General features: G+C 50.9%; 14 protein-coding genes and 2 tRNA genes. 15 read left to right on the top strand and 1 reads right to left on the bottom strand.

What is annotated here, in order from left to right:
- Nucleotides 1-43 precede the first annotated feature (43 nt).
- From prfB to CLFS41_RS03870, 4 genes are all read left to right on the top strand, one after another.
- Nucleotides 44-1,181, top strand: a protein-coding gene (gene prfB, locus CLFS41_RS03885) for a peptide chain release factor 2 (protein ID WP_117452023.1) whose coding sequence is annotated in 2 segments (ribosomal slippage) — nucleotides 44-118 and nucleotides 120-1,181 — 1,137 coding nt in all. Because the reading frame shifts where the segments join, the coding sequence is not laid out codon by codon here.
- A gap of 234 nt (nucleotides 1,182-1,415) precedes the next feature.
- Complete coding sequence (locus tag CLFS41_RS03880) at nucleotides 1,416-1,859, top strand: ACT domain-containing protein (protein WP_007869203.1); 444 nt, start codon at nucleotides 1,416-1,418, stop codon at nucleotides 1,857-1,859.
- A gap of 81 nt (nucleotides 1,860-1,940) precedes the next feature.
- Nucleotides 1,941-3,182, top strand: a complete 1,242-nt coding sequence (locus tag CLFS41_RS03875; protein WP_045091522.1) for a homoserine dehydrogenase — start codon at nucleotides 1,941-1,943, stop codon at nucleotides 3,180-3,182.
- 91 nt (nucleotides 3,183-3,273) lie between these two features.
- Nucleotides 3,274-3,624 carry a DUF2752 domain-containing protein gene (locus CLFS41_RS03870; protein ID WP_007869192.1) on the top strand — a complete coding sequence of 117 codons (351 nt, stop codon included), beginning with the start codon at nucleotides 3,274-3,276 and terminating at the stop codon, nucleotides 3,622-3,624.
- A gap of 20 nt (nucleotides 3,625-3,644) precedes the next feature.
- Here CLFS41_RS03870 and CLFS41_RS03865 read toward each other — a convergent pair whose 3' ends face one another.
- Nucleotides 3,645-4,097: a DUF4190 domain-containing protein gene (locus CLFS41_RS03865; protein ID WP_007869190.1), complete on the bottom strand. Its 453-nt coding sequence runs from the start codon at nucleotides 4,095-4,097 to the stop codon at nucleotides 3,645-3,647.
- A gap of 179 nt (nucleotides 4,098-4,276) precedes the next feature.
- Between CLFS41_RS03865 and CLFS41_RS03860 the strand changes: the two genes are divergently transcribed.
- The 11 genes from CLFS41_RS03860 to CLFS41_RS03810 all read left to right on the top strand — a co-directional run bounded on the left by CLFS41_RS03860 (nucleotide 4,277) and on the right by CLFS41_RS03810 (nucleotide 13,632).
- Nucleotides 4,277-6,421 (top strand): Tex family protein, encoded by a 2,145-nt coding sequence (locus CLFS41_RS03860; RefSeq protein ID WP_045091521.1) that lies wholly within the window; start codon nucleotides 4,277-4,279, stop codon nucleotides 6,419-6,421.
- A 5-nt stretch (nucleotides 6,422-6,426) separates the two neighbouring features.
- On the top strand, nucleotides 6,427-6,852 hold the full coding sequence (gene tsaE / locus CLFS41_RS03855) for a tRNA (adenosine(37)-N6)-threonylcarbamoyltransferase complex ATPase subunit type 1 TsaE (protein ID WP_040417433.1): 426 nt from the start codon (nucleotides 6,427-6,429) through the stop codon (nucleotides 6,850-6,852).
- Entirely contained in the window at nucleotides 6,852-7,604 is a 753-nt protein-coding gene (gene tsaB / locus CLFS41_RS03850; RefSeq protein ID WP_007869183.1) for a tRNA (adenosine(37)-N6)-threonylcarbamoyltransferase complex dimerization subunit type 1 TsaB, read from the top strand. The genes tsaE and tsaB overlap by 1 nt, the downstream gene beginning before the upstream one ends.
- 13 nt (nucleotides 7,605-7,617) lie before the next feature.
- Nucleotides 7,618-8,067, top strand: a complete 450-nt coding sequence (gene rimI / locus CLFS41_RS03845; protein ID WP_007869181.1) for a ribosomal protein S18-alanine N-acetyltransferase — start codon at nucleotides 7,618-7,620, stop codon at nucleotides 8,065-8,067.
- Between the two features lie 180 nt (nucleotides 8,068-8,247).
- Complete coding sequence (locus CLFS41_RS03840; RefSeq protein WP_007869178.1) at nucleotides 8,248-8,490, top strand: hypothetical protein; 243 nt, start codon at nucleotides 8,248-8,250, stop codon at nucleotides 8,488-8,490.
- A 141-nt stretch (nucleotides 8,491-8,631) separates the two neighbouring features.
- Nucleotides 8,632-10,317, top strand: coding sequence for a VWA domain-containing protein (locus tag CLFS41_RS03835; RefSeq protein ID WP_045091520.1), 1,686 nt, complete (start codon nucleotides 8,632-8,634; stop codon nucleotides 10,315-10,317).
- A gap of 199 nt (nucleotides 10,318-10,516) precedes the next feature.
- Nucleotides 10,517-11,428, top strand: a complete 912-nt coding sequence (locus tag CLFS41_RS03830) for a ribonuclease Z (RefSeq protein ID WP_007869173.1) — start codon at nucleotides 10,517-10,519, stop codon at nucleotides 11,426-11,428.
- A 24-nt stretch (nucleotides 11,429-11,452) separates the two neighbouring features.
- The gene (gene tsaD / locus CLFS41_RS03825) at nucleotides 11,453-12,487 is read left to right on the top strand and encodes a tRNA (adenosine(37)-N6)-threonylcarbamoyltransferase complex transferase subunit TsaD (RefSeq protein ID WP_045091519.1); all 1,035 of its coding nucleotides are present in this window, start codon (nucleotides 11,453-11,455) and stop codon (nucleotides 12,485-12,487) included.
- A 5-nt stretch (nucleotides 12,488-12,492) separates the two neighbouring features.
- Nucleotides 12,493-13,236: a 2-C-methyl-D-erythritol 4-phosphate cytidylyltransferase gene (gene ispD, locus CLFS41_RS03820; RefSeq protein WP_045091518.1), complete on the top strand. Its 744-nt coding sequence runs from the start codon at nucleotides 12,493-12,495 to the stop codon at nucleotides 13,234-13,236.
- A gap of 156 nt (nucleotides 13,237-13,392) precedes the next feature.
- Nucleotides 13,393-13,478 (top strand) — tRNA-Ser (locus CLFS41_RS03815).
- A 65-nt stretch (nucleotides 13,479-13,543) separates the two neighbouring features.
- Nucleotides 13,544-13,632, top strand: a tRNA-Ser gene (locus tag CLFS41_RS03810).
- Nucleotides 13,633-13,769: the final 137 nt, after the last annotated feature.

Here is a 13,769-nt window from a genome sequence, read left to right as displayed (position 1 = left end):
ACAGATTCAGATATCAAATAATAATATGAAAGTGGGTGAAGCTGTGGTAGAGTTAGATAATTTTAAATATACGTTATCAACGTATGACAAACCATTAGTGGAAGTGAGGGATTCACTTTGACCTGGATAATAAGGTCAGACGAATCGATGAATTAGATAAATCCATGGAAGAGCCCGGATTTTGGGATAATCCTGAGAAATCCACCAGAATGGTGCGGGAAGCCAAGAATCTGAAGGACGAAGTGGAGACATTCAGGGAACTGGAGCAGGAGTATGACGATATCCAGGTCATGATACAGATGGGATATGAGGAAAATGACGCGTCCCTGATCCCTGAAATTGAGGAAATGCTCAGTCATTTTGCAGAGACCCTGGAGAAGATGCGCATGAAGCTGCTTCTCTCCGGCGAATACGATGCCAACAACGCCATCCTGCGCCTGAACGCGGGGGCGGGCGGCACGGAGTCCTGCGACTGGTGCAGCATGCTGTACCGGATGTACTGCCGGTGGGCAGAGAAAAAAGGCTTTAAGACAGAGGTGCTTGACTTCCTGGACGGAGACGAGGCCGGCATTAAATCCGTTACCGTACAGATCAACGGAGAGAATGCCTATGGTTATCTGCGCTCTGAACACGGAGTGCACCGCCTGGTGCGTATTTCACCCTTTAACGCGGCGGGCAAGCGCCAGACATCCTTTGTGTCCTGCGATATCATGCCGGACATTGAGGAGGATATTGATATAGAGATTAATCCGGATGATATCCGTATTGATACCTACCGCTCCAGCGGCGCAGGCGGACAGCACATCAACAAGACTTCTTCTGCGATCCGTATCACCCATTTTCCCACGGGAACTGTGGTGACCTGCCAGAATGAGCGTTCCCAGTTCCAGAACAAGGATAAGGCCATGCAGATGCTGAAATCCAAGCTGTTTATGCTTAAACAGGAGGAACAGGCGGCCAAGGCAGCCGGGATCCGCGGTGATGTGAAGGAGAATGGCTGGGGAAGCCAGATCCGCTCCTATGTGCTCCAGCCGTATACCATGGTCAAGGATCACCGGACCGGGGAGGAGAGCGGCAATGTAGATGCTGTGCTGGACGGAGGGCTGGATCCCTTTATCAGCGCATACCTGCGTTGGATGAGCCTGGGGTGCCCGAATAAGAATGATGTGCCGGAAGACTGATATCATGTGCAGGAATAGGGCGGCGGTCCCATGTTGAAGAAGAATCATAATAAGCAGCCATGTCAGAGCGGTGTACGCCCTGTCTGGCTGCTTTTTAACGTTTCCTCCTTCTTGTGCGGGAGAAAATACAGGAAAGTAGTTGCATTTAAAAGAAAAGTATGCTAATATCTTCCTCATGAGTACAGATGTATTCCTAATACGGACATAAATGCTGACCTATGAAAGGATTGGAGAATGGAAGATAAAAGCAAATACTTTGTGGTAAAGCAGAAGGCAGTGCCGGAGGTCCTCTTAAAAGTAGTGGAGGCGAAAAAGCTCCTGGAAACAGAGCGCGCCATTACAGTGCAGGAGGCAACGGATAAGGTGGGAATCAGCCGCAGTTCCTTTTATAAATATAAGGACGATATTTTCCCCTTTTATGATAATACCAAAGGCAAGACCATTACACTGGTGGTGCAGATGGATGACGAGCAGGGGCTGCTCAGTGACCTTCTTCATGTGGTAGCGGTGTACAGGGCTAATATCCTGACCATTCACCAGAGTATTCCGGTTAACGGTGTGGCGACCCTTACTCTCAGTGTGGAGGTTAGGGACAACACAGGCAATGTGTCCAGCATGATCGATGAGCTGGAGGTCCTGGATGGAATCCACTATGTAAAGATACTTGCAAGAGAATAGAGATGCCTTAAGGGCAAAGATGAAGTTTGAGACGCGTCCGGGCAGGGACCTGGAAAATAAAACACAGGGAGTGTAAGGATTATGATCAAGATAGCAATTATGGGTTATGGAACCATTGGTTCCGGCGTGGCAGAGGTGCTGGAGCAGAACAGGGATGTGATCGCAAAGCAGGCGGGGCAGGAGGTGGAGTTAAAATATGTCCTGGATCTGAGGGAATTTCCCGACAGCCCGGTGGCGGACAGGATCGTCCATGATTTTAAGGTGATCGAACAGGACGAGGAGATCAACATCGTGGTGGAGACCATGGGCGGTCTGAATCCCGCCTATCCTTTTGTAAAAGCCTGCCTTTTGGCCGGCAAGCATGTGGCCACCTCCAACAAGGCGCTGGTGGCTGCTTACGGCACAGAGCTTCTGGCCGTTGCACGGGAGAAGGGCGTGAATTTCCTGTTTGAGGCCAGTGTAGGCGGAGGAATCCCCATTATAAGGCCCTTATACCGCTGTCTGATGGGGGAACGGATCGAGGAAATTACAGGTATTTTAAACGGAACCACCAACTTTATTCTTACCAAGATGGATAAAGAGGGTGAATCCTTTGAGAACGCCCTGAAGGAAGCGCAGAACCTGGGATATGCGGAGCGCAACCCGGAGGCTGACGTGGAAGGACATGACACCTGCCGAAAGATTGCCATTCTGACAGCCATGGCAACTGGACGGGAAGTGAACTTTGAGGATATTTATACGGAGGGGATTACCAGGATCACGGATATTGATTTCAAATATGCGGAAAAGATGGGGACCTCGGTGAAGCTTTTTGGCTCCAGCCGTATGGCGGGAGGCAAGGTTAATGCCTTTGTTGCTCCGGTGATGATCCAGAAGAATAATCCCCTGTATTCTGTCAATGATGTGTTTAACGGGATCATGGTAAAGGGAAATATGCTGGGAACCTCCATGTTCTATGGAAGCGGGGCAGGAAAGCTTCCAACAGCCAGCGCGGTTGTGGCGGACATCATTGAGGCTGCCCAAAACCTGGAGCGCAGCCTGGCCGTGGGCTGGAGCAGTGAAAAACAGGCCATCGAGTCCATGGACCTTGCCAGGTTCCGCTATTTTGTCCGGGTAGCAGGCTCTTACCGCAATAAGGAAGAGGATATCAAGCGCATCTTCGGCAAGGTGGAGGTCGTGGAGCTTTACGGCATGGATGAATTTGCTGTGCTCACTGCTGAGATGAGTGAGGGCGAGTTCAAGGCAGCTGCCGTGGCCTACGACAGTGCGGAGCAGGCGCGCTCTGATTACGGAATCAAGCAGATGATCCGGGCCATGATATAATACCGCGTGGAGCAATACCGCGTGGGACAATACCGCATAGTGCGATGCAATGCGGGCCGGCCGGAGATTATGCTTTAGAGGAAAGGACTTCATGGAAACACTGATTCAATGGATCACAAGGCAGGGGCTTCCCTGCCTGTTTCAGCTTATAACAGGATTATACTGCCCGGGATGCGGAGGCACCAGGGCGGTGAGGGCGCTGCTTCATGGGAATCTGAGGATGAGTTTTCAGTATCATCCCCTGATTCTTTACGCTGTGCTGGTCCTCACCGTGGAACTTATCAGCTTTGCCCTGTCCAGGGCATTAAAAAACCCCAGATGGTATCTGGGGCATGAGACGCTGTTTGTGTACATTGCGGCAGGGATTGTGGTGGTAAACTGGATCTATAAAAATGTGATGCTGGTATTTTTTGGCATCGACCTGCTGCCGCTGTGGAGTTAGCGGTCTGTCCTGCCGGTTCCTTAAAAATGGATCCAGGAGGAACCGCCTGACAAGTGCATCTGCTGGTTGAGCTGCTGCTGCAGGTAGTTGATGTACTCATTGAATTTAGGTCCCAGTTCAGGGTCGCTGAGGACTTCGTAATAGCGGAGCAGCAGATAGAAAAAGAAAAAGGTCAGGGCAATGGCAATGGCGCTCAGCACAAGGCCCGCGATGGCCCGGGCGCTGAAATCCTTTTTACCGCTCACATCCGCGTTCCTGGACATGAAAGCCAAGACGATCCCAAGTACGCCGCAGATCAGGCCGGTAGAGGAATTGCTGCTGCTGATCAGGGAAGCCGGAAAATAAAAGAGGCTGCAGATCAGGCCTGTGATGCCTGCAATCATGGAACAGGTAGCCAGACGCTCAGCGGAAGTTGAATTCTTCTGCTGGTTATTTGCATTGGGCTTTCGCTTATTTAAAGTATTATTCATCATTCTGAACAAATGCCTTTCTGTAAATTCTTACGGTCATATTCTAATTGTTATCCTGCTTATTTTATCACGAAATGCCCCACCTGTCCAGATGAAGACAATTCCATTGTAAGAGAACTTGCATAAGAAGACCCAATGCACTATAATAAAACAGTTAGATTACAGATATGTGAGGTTGATCCATGGATATTATTAAGAAACTGGCGGAAGAACTAAATATCGGCCGCCATCAGGCAGAAGCGGCTGTGAAGCTGATCGATGAAGGAAATACCATTCCCTTTATCGCAAGGTACCGCAAGGAGGTTACCGGCTCCCTGAATGATGAGGTGCTGCGTAATCTGGATGAGCGGCTGAGATATCTGCGCAACCTGGAGGAACGGAAAGCCCAGGTGATTGCATCTATCTCCGAACAGGAAAAGCTCACTCCTGAGCTGGAGCTTAAGATAAAAGAAGCACAGACCCTGGTGGCTGTGGAGGATCTATACAGGCCCTATAAGCCAAAACGCCGTACCAGAGCCATGATCGCAAAGGAAAAGGGCCTGGAACCACTGGCGGACACCATCAGCTTACAGATGACAAAGGAACCCCTGGAACTTGTGGCTGCCGCCTACATTTCAGAGGATAAGGGCGTGCTTTCGGCAGCGGATGCCATTCAGGGGGCCAAGGATATTCTGGCCGAGCGCATTTCGGACAACGCGGAGTACCGCACTTATATCAGGAATGCCACCATGAATAAGGGAGTGATCCAGTCCGCGGCCAAGGATGAGAAGGCCCAGTCCGTCTATGAGATGTACTATAACTACGAAGAGCCGGTGAAAAAATGCGCAGGGCACAGAATCCTTGCATTAAACAGGGGAGAGAATGAGAAGATCCTGACGGTGAAAATTGCTGCGCCTGAGGATCAGATCCTGATGTACCTTGAAAAGCAGACCATTGTCAGGGACAACCCCTATACCACTCCTTTGCTGAAGGAAGTGGCGTCTGACAGTTACGCAAGGCTTATCGGACCGTCCATTGAAAGGGAGATCCGCAGCGAGCTGACGGAACGTGCTGAGGAAGGGGCGATCAAGGTATTTGGAAAGAACCTGGAGCAGCTTCTCATGCAGCCTCCCATTGTGAGCCGTGTGGTCCTGGGGTGGGATCCTGCGTTCCGCACAGGCTGCAAGCTGGCCGTGGTGGACAGCACGGGGAAGGTGCTGGATACGGTCGTGATCTATCCCACCGCGCCCCAGAATAAGGTGGCGGAGGCCAAGAAGATCCTGAAGGATTTTATCCGAAAATACAACATTTCCCTGATCTCCGTTGGAAACGGAACCGCATCCAGGGAATCGGAACAGATCATCGTGGATCTTTTAAAGGAGATCAAGGAGCAGGTCCAGTATGTGATTGTCAATGAGGCAGGGGCTTCCGTCTATTCTGCAAGCAAGCTTGCCACAGAGGAGTTTCCGGCCTTTGATGTGGGACAGAGAAGTGCGGTTTCCATTGCAAGGCGCTTACAGGATCCGCTGTCCGAACTGGTGAAGATCGATCCCAAATCCATTGGCGTGGGACAGTACCAGCATGATATGAACCAGAAGCATCTGGGAGAAACCCTGGAAGGCGTTGTGGAGGACTGTGTGAACAAGGTGGGCGTGGACCTGAACACGGCGTCCGCTTCCCTGCTGGAATATGTTTCCGGAATTAACAAGACCCTGGCAAAGAATATTGTGGCTTACAGGGAGGAGAACGGTGCATTTAAGAACCGTAAGCAGCTTCTTAAGGTGGCCAAGCTGGGTCCCAAGGCATTTGAGCAGTGCGCAGGTTTTATGAGGATCGCAGGGGGAGAGAATCCTCTGGACGGTACCAGCGTGCATCCGGAGAGCTATGAGGTGGCGAAAAAGCTGCTTGAGACACTGGGATATGACCTGGCAGAACTGAACCGGGGCGGCCTTAAGGGAATCAGCAGGAAGATTACGGATTACAGGAAGATGGCAGAACGGCTGGAAGTGGGCGAGATCACCCTGCGGGATATTGCAGGGGAACTGGAAAAACCCGCAAGGGACCCCAGGGATGAGATGCCAAGGCCTATTCTCAGAAGCGACATTCTGGAGATGAAGGATCTGAAGCCGGGGATGGTGTTAAAAGGAACCGTGAGAAATGTAATTGATTTTGGCGCCTTTGTGGATATCGGTGTGCACCAGGATGGTCTGGTACATATCTCACAGATGACGGACAAATATATTAAACATCCTCTTGAGGCAGTGAGCGTGGGGGACATTGTGGATGTGAAGATCATCAGCGTGGACCTTGCCAAGAAGAGGATCGCCCTTACCATGAAAGGAATTTGACAATGATGGTGTATGAGACATGGAAACCGGAGGACACATATGAACTGGGGAGGAAAATGGGGCAGGAGGCCGTACCGGGCCAGATTGTCTGCTTAAACGGCGACCTGGGAGTGGGGAAGACTGTATTTACTCAGGGCTTTGCACAGGGCCTTGGAATTGATGAGCCGGTGAACAGCCCCACGTTTACCATTGTCCAGCAATATGATGAGGGCCGGCTTCCACTGTATCATTTTGATGTATACCGCATCGGGGATATCAGTGAGATGGATGAGATCGGATATGAGGACTGCTTTTTTGGGGAGGGAGTCTGCCTGATTGAGTGGTCCGGCCTGATCCGGGACATACTGCCCGATCATGTAACCCAGGTGACCATTGAGAAGGATCTGGAAAAGGGTTTTGATTACAGACGTATTCTGGTGGAGGAAAATTGATGAGAGTTTTAGGCATTGAGAGTTCATCTTTGGTGGCCAGTGTTGCTCTGGTGACCGATGACATTTTAACAGCTGAATATACCGTGGATTTTAAAAAGACCCATTCCCAGACCTTGCTTCCCATGCTGGATGAGATCGTAAAGCTTCTGGACCTGGACCTGGGCACCCTGGATGCCATTGCAGTGGCAGGCGGTCCGGGTTCCTTCACAGGTCTGCGCATCGGGGCGGCCACGGCGAAGGGATTGGGACTGGCCCTTAAAAAGCCTTTGATCCATGTTCCCACTGTAGACGCCATGGCATATAATATGTGGGGGGCAGCCGGCCTTGTGTGCCCTATTATGGATGCCAAGAGAAGCCAGGTGTACACCGGGCTGTACCGGACGGAGGATGGCCTGGAGGTGCTGATGGAACAGTGTCCCATGGATATGAGGGAGCTGGCCCGGCTTTTAAACCGGAAGGGTGAGAAGGTTATATTCCTGGGTGACGGAGTACCTGTGTATCAGAAAATCATTGAGGAGGAGATGCAGGTACCCTATGTATTTGCGCCGCCTCAGATGAACCGCCAGAGAGCGGCCTGCGTGGCTGCGTTGGGGATGGGGGCCCTTGGGGAAGATCCTGCGTATAAGGGCGCACATGTGGTAAGTCCGGAGGAATTTACACCGGAATATCTGAGAAAACCCCAGGCAGAGCGCCAGAGGGAGGCAGAGGCTTCTGAGCAGGGAGCGGCCAAAAAGCTGCCCGGAGATTATTAATGGGAGTGGAAGCATGGAATTGATTACAGGGGTACGCCCCATGATTGGGAAGGACATCGAGGAGGTGGCACGCCTGGAGCGGGTGTGTTTTTCAGAGTATTGGTCTGAAAACCTGATCCGTTCCGGTCTGGACAGCAGGCTGGACACTTATTTTGTGTATCAGGATCATGACCGGATTTTGGGATACTCCATTATCAGGGTTCTGGCGGACGAGGGAGAAATCCAGCGGATCGCCGTTTATCCCAATTACCGCAGGCAGGGGATCGCGAGGAAACTCATGGATGCCATGGTTTCATTTTCCAAAACCAGAGGCGTACGGGCCATTGCCCTGGAGGTACGGGAGAGCAATGAGGGAGCCAGAAAGCTTTATGAATCCTACGGTTTCCGGCAGGAGGCCGTGCGCAAGGGGTACTACCACAGCCCTCAGGAGGATGCGGTCATCATGTGGAATCGGGAAATTTGAAACAATTTCCACTTAAAATATGAATATTTTGTGTATATAATGAAGGGGAATCGGACATTCCTCTTCATTTTTTTCTTTAAGGCAGCAAGCACATGGCTTTATAGGCCGCGGCAGCTGGTTAGGTAAAGATTTAAGGGGATGGATGAAAGGACACGATGAAAGAGAAAGGCGAGGGTTCATATGAAGAGGTACAATAGAAACGGGCAGCTGGAGGCAGTCCTTTGCAACTGCTGCGGAAAGAAGCTGGTCGTGGAGCACGGGATCATCCGGGAAGGCTCCATTGGTATTGACCATGCATGGGATTATTTTTCTGAAAAAGATGGACAGATCCATCATTTTGATTTGTGTGAAGACTGTTATGATGAAATGATATCCGGATTTAAACTTCCGGTGGAAACAGAAGAGCAACTGGAATTACTATAAGTTTTTGTAAGGATTAAGTACGAAATCTTAGGCTTTCTTTATGCTTTTATTAAGCCTATTGCAACACTCCTCCTTTTTTGATATGTTGGGATCACAACAGGAAAATGCTGCCGGCAGGGCAGCACAAAGGAGGAGATGATTATGAAAAAAGGAGCCGGATGGATCTGCCTGCTTATGGCAGTTTTTGCGGCCGCAGGTCTCTTGGGCGGGTGTGCCGCAGGAGGACAGAAGGAAGCAGCGGCCACTGCAGCCCTTTCCGCCACAACGGTTTCGCCTGCCTATGATACGGCAGAAGCAGCGGAAACCTGGGCTGCCGCCGGCAGGGACAGCGGTTTCCCGGCCCCGGGACAAAAAATCGGGGAGGACAGCCGCCGGCCGGTACACAACACGGAGGAATACCGGTATTATCCGGAGAATCCCTTTATGTCCGTGGCCGATGCGCCGCTATCCACCTTTGGGGCGGATGTGGATACTGCATCCTACGCCAACATCCGCAGGATGATCCTGGATGGCGACCGGGTGCCTGAGGACGCGGTGCGGATCGAAGAAATGCTTAACTATTTTTACTATGACTATCCAAAACCCAAGGAAGGGGAGCCGTTTTCAGTTACCGCCAGGCTGGCCCAGTGCCCTTGGAATGACAAGCATGATCTGCTTCAGATCGGCCTTCAGGCTGAGAAGTTAGATGAAGGCACCATGCCAAAGTCCAACCTGGTTTTTTTGCTGGATGTATCCGGGTCCATGGAGGCGCCTGACAAGCTGGATCTTGTAAAACGGGCATTCCTGATGATGACGGAATATCTGAAAAGTGACGATACCATTTCCATAGTGACCTATGCCTCCGATGACAGGATCGTTTTGGACGGCGCTGCCGGTGAAGACAGGTTATCCATCATGACAGCCATTGAGAATCTCTCGGCCGGAGGCAGCACCCACGGTTCCAGGGGCATAGAGACAGCTTACCAGCTGGCGGAAAAGCATTATATTGAAGGCGGCAACAACCGGGTTATCCTTGCCACTGACGGAGACTTAAATGTGGGGATCACAAGCGAGGGCGGCCTGACACGGCTGATCAAGGACCAAAAGGACAGAGGTGTATTCCTGTCAGTTCTGGGATTTGGAACAGGCAATTTAAAAGACAACAAGATGGAAGCCATGGCAGATAACGGCAACGGACAATACTCCTATGTGGACAGTATTGCGGAGGCCAGAAAGGTTTTGGTGGAGGAAATGGGCGGCACCCTTTTTACGGTTGCCAAAGACGTGAAGTTCCAGGTGGAATTCAATCCCGCCAGGATTAAAGGATACCGTCTGATCGGCTATGAGAACCGGGTGATGGCAGACCAAGACTTTGAGGATGACACCAAGGACGGAGGAGAGATCGGGGCAGGACACAGGGTAACGGTTCTGTATGAACTGATCCCCGCTGACTCCAGGGAACTGATTCCGGAAACCAGCCTCAAATACCAGACGCGGCCCAAGGAGACATCCCAGGCGCCGGACACGGATACGCCGCCTGCCTATGACGATGAGTGGCTCACCATAAAGATCCGCTACAAACAGCCGGACCAGGACAGGAGCGACCTGTTGGAATATCCGGTAAAGGATGACAGCTTCCACACCCAGATGCCGGAGGATATGGTGTTTGCCTCCTGTGTGGCTGAAACAGGTCTTCTTTTGAAATCATCGGAATATGCATCCAATGCCTCTTACGCATCTGTGATCAGCAGGCTCCAGGATCTAAAACGTATAAAAGAAGATGACTACAGCAATGAATTTTTATATCTGGTAAAACGAGTTGCAGCTGCAGCCGATCAATCCCGGTAGGGAATCATATCATAGGATCCAGAGGTCCGGAGGTTTAATCCCGGGTCCTCTGGACTTTTTTATTTCCTATCTTCCATAACTTTTTCAGCCCTACTTGATTATTCCTAATAAAATGTGATATGATTTCCTGAGTTAATACGTATCAGAGCGTTCCAAAAATGGATTTTCATACACGCTCCAAGAAAAATGAGGAAATAATATGTTAGATATTTGTTTATTAGGAACCGGAGGCATGATGCCTCTTCCATACAGATGGCTTACCTCCATGATGGCCAGATGCGGGGGAAGCAATCTGCTCATAGACTGCGGTGAGGGAACCCAGATCGCACTGAAGGAGAAGGGATGGAGCCCGAAACCCATTGACATAATCTGTTTTACCCATTATCATGCGGACCATATCAGCGGCCTGCCGGGCCTGCTTCTTACCATGGGCAATGCTGAGCGCAGGGAACCCCTGACCATGATCGGGCCCAAGGGCCTTGAGCGGGTGGTGACGGCTCTCAGGACCATAGCCCCGGAACTGCCTTTTCCATTGCAGTTCATAGAACTTACCGAGAACAGGGAACGCATGGAAATGGGCCCTTATGTGATAGATGCCTACCGGGTCAACCACAATGTGATCTGCTACGGCTATTCCATTACCATACCGAGAAAAGGACGTTTTGATGTGGAGCGGGCCAGAGCCCAGGACATTCCCCAGAAATTTTGGAACCGGCTGCAAAAGGGCGAGGAGATCGAGTATGAGGGGCGGCTTTTGACCCCGGATATGGTTCTGGGAGAAGAACGCAGGGGGCTTAAGGTTACCTACTGTACAGACACCAGACCGGTGCCGGTGATCGCCGAGTATGCCTCCATGGCAGATCTTTTTATATGCGAGGGAATGTACGGTGAAAAGGAAAAGGCGGTCAAGGCAAAGGAAAACAAGCATATGACATTTTATGAGGCCGCGGCCCTGGCCAAAGAGGCACAGCCAAAGCAGATGTGGCTCACCCATTACAGCCCGTCTCTGATCAAGCCGGAGGAGTATATGGATGAGGTGAGAAGCATTTTCCCCCGTGCCAAAGCGGCCAGGGATGGCTGGACCGCCGAACTGGAGTTTGATGAAGAATAATGTCCTATTATTGGAGATGGAAAAATGATGGATCATACATTAGAAGATATATTAATACTTGCAATTGAGAGTTCCTGTGATGAGACGGCTGCTTCTGTGGTGAAAAACGGAAGGACCGTGCTGTCCAATGTGATCTCATCCCAGATCAGCACCCATACCATATATGGAGGAGTGGTCCCTGAGATCGCCTCCAGGGAGCACATTAAGGCGATCAATTATGTGATCCAGCGGGCCCTGGCAGAGGCAGGCGTGACTTTGGAGGACCTGACCGCCATTGGGGTGACCTATGGACCCGGGCTGGTGGGAGCATTGCTGGTAGGGGTGGCAGAGGCTAAGGCCATTGCATACGCAGCCGGAAAGCCCTTGATCGGGGTTCACCACATCGAAGGCCATGTATCAGCCAATTTTATAGAGAATCAGGACCTGGAACCGCCCTTTGTGTGCCTGATCGTATCCGGAGGCCATACTCATCTTGTGATTGTAAAGGATTACGGGGAATTTGAAATTATCGGACGTACCAGGGATGATGCTGCCGGGGAAGCCTTTGACAAGGTGGCCAGGGCGGTTGGGCTGGGATATCCCGGCGGCCCTAAGGTGGACAAGGCAGCCAGGGAGGGAAATCCCCATGCCATGGAGTTTCCCCGTGGAAAGGTAGAGGGAGCGCCCTATGATTTCAGTTTCAGCGGCCTTAAGTCAGCTGTGTTGAACCACATCAATCACATGCGCATGACCGGGCAGGAGATATATGTGCCTGATCTGGCAGCCTCTTTCCAGAACTCCGTGGTGGAGTCCCTGGTAAGCAGGGGAATCCTGGCGGCCAGAGAATACGGCTACAAGAAATTAGCCATAGCCGGGGGTGTTGCATCCAATACCGCTTTGAGAAGCGCCATGGCAGAGGCATGTGAAAGGGAAGGGATCCGGTTCTATCACCCGTCCCCTATTTATTGTACGGATAATGCCGCCATGATCGGCGTGGCTGCATATTATGAGTATCTGAAGGGAAATGTCTCAGGCTGGGATCTGAATGCGATTCCCAATCTTAAGCTTGGAGAACGGTAGGAGATATGAATAAGAAATATTGTACCGCTGTGGTGCTGGCAGCCGGAAAGGGCGCCAGAATGGGGACACAGACCGCAAAGCAATACCTGGAAATCGGGGGAAAGCCTGTGGTGGTCCATGCCCTTGAGGCATTTCAGGCTTCCCCTTTGATTGATGAGATCATCCTGATGACAGATGCGCAGCATGTTGGATACTGTTCAAGGGAAATGATCCCTGCGTATGAGTTGAGTAAGGTTTCCACCGTGGGGGCGGGGGGGAACGAACGGTATGAAAGTGTGTGGAAAGCGCTCTGCACCGTGATGGACCGGGATGAAAAGGAAGATGAGGGACTATGGGCAGACAGAAAAAACGGCTATGTATTCATACATGATGGAGCACGTCCCTTTGTGACAACGGATATCATTGCACGCGCTTATGAGGATGTATGCCGCTGGGATGCCTGTGTGGTGGGGATGCCTGTAAAGGATACCATCAAACGAGTGGATGAGAAGGGCTTTGTGGTGGACAGTCCCAACCGCAGCCTGATCTGGCAGGCCCAGACCCCTCAGGTATTTTCCGTACCCCTGATCACCAAAGCCTTTGAACGCCAGCTAAGGGAGGACTGCACCCATGTGACAGATGATGCCATGGTGGTGGAGGCGCAGATGGGGGTGAGGGTACACATGACAAACGGCAGTTATGAGAACATAAAGATCACCACTCCGGAAGACCTGCTCATAGCGGAAGCAATATTAAAGAAAAAAAGATAAAAAAAGTGTTGACTTCTGTCGAAATACGTGATAGACTAATCGAGTTGCCGCTGAAGAGCAGCAAGACAAAAAACACTGACAAAAAAGTTTTTTGAGAAAAATCAAAAAAACACTTGACAAAACTGCTAAAGTCCTGTAATATTGAAAAGCACGTTTGGAGAGATATCGAAGTGGTCATAACGAGGCGGTCTTGAAAACCGTTTGTCCGCAAGGGCGCGTGGGTTCGAATCCCACTCTCTCCGCTGCAGACGGATTTGTGTGATTTGCCTGCGAGAATATAATATAATAAGTAACAAGATTCAACCAAGCAGAAGTACCCAAGAGGTTGAAGGGGCTCCCCTGGAAAGGGAGTAGGTCGTTAGTAGCGGCGCGAGGGTTCAAATCCCTCCTTCTGCGTTCGGCGTTTGAACGGGACAAGATAAGATCTGGTCCGGCCCAAGTGTCATGTACCTTTACAATTGAAGACTGAATAATACACAAACCCTGAAAATTCTAAAAACAAAAGGTCTGGTTTAGACCTTTGGATTTGAGAA

It is taken from the genome of Clostridium sp. FS41 (genome assembly GCF_000954015.1).
GTDB lineage: Bacteria > Bacillota > Clostridia > Lachnospirales > Lachnospiraceae > Enterocloster > Enterocloster citroniae.
This window is presented reverse-complemented; position numbering and strand designations above follow the sequence as displayed.

Excerpts from the sequence above, each read along its gene's own strand:
- CLFS41_RS03880 (WP_007869203.1), top strand. The coding sequence starts at position 1,416 with ATGGAAGATAAAAGCAAATACTTTGTGGTAAAGCAGAAGGCAGTGCCG.
- CLFS41_RS03875 (WP_045091522.1), top strand. The coding sequence starts at position 1,941 with ATGATCAAGATAGCAATTATGGGTTATGGAACCATTGGTTCCGGCGTG.
- CLFS41_RS03870 (WP_007869192.1), top strand. The coding sequence starts at position 3,274 with ATGGAAACACTGATTCAATGGATCACAAGGCAGGGGCTTCCCTGCCTG.
- CLFS41_RS03865 (WP_007869190.1), bottom strand. The coding sequence starts at position 4,097 with ATGATGAATAATACTTTAAATAAGCGAAAGCCCAATGCAAATAACCAG.
- CLFS41_RS03860 (WP_045091521.1), top strand. The coding sequence starts at position 4,277 with ATGGATATTATTAAGAAACTGGCGGAAGAACTAAATATCGGCCGCCAT.
- tsaE (WP_040417433.1), top strand. The coding sequence starts at position 6,427 with ATGGTGTATGAGACATGGAAACCGGAGGACACATATGAACTGGGGAGG.
- tsaB (WP_007869183.1), top strand. The coding sequence starts at position 6,852 with ATGAGAGTTTTAGGCATTGAGAGTTCATCTTTGGTGGCCAGTGTTGCT.
- rimI (WP_007869181.1), top strand. The coding sequence starts at position 7,618 with ATGGAATTGATTACAGGGGTACGCCCCATGATTGGGAAGGACATCGAG.
- CLFS41_RS03840 (WP_007869178.1), top strand. The coding sequence starts at position 8,248 with ATGAAGAGGTACAATAGAAACGGGCAGCTGGAGGCAGTCCTTTGCAAC.
- CLFS41_RS03835 (WP_045091520.1), top strand. The coding sequence starts at position 8,632 with ATGAAAAAAGGAGCCGGATGGATCTGCCTGCTTATGGCAGTTTTTGCG.
- CLFS41_RS03830 (WP_007869173.1), top strand. The coding sequence starts at position 10,517 with ATGTTAGATATTTGTTTATTAGGAACCGGAGGCATGATGCCTCTTCCA.
- tsaD (WP_045091519.1), top strand. The coding sequence starts at position 11,453 with ATGATGGATCATACATTAGAAGATATATTAATACTTGCAATTGAGAGT.
- ispD (WP_045091518.1), top strand. The coding sequence starts at position 12,493 with ATGAATAAGAAATATTGTACCGCTGTGGTGCTGGCAGCCGGAAAGGGC.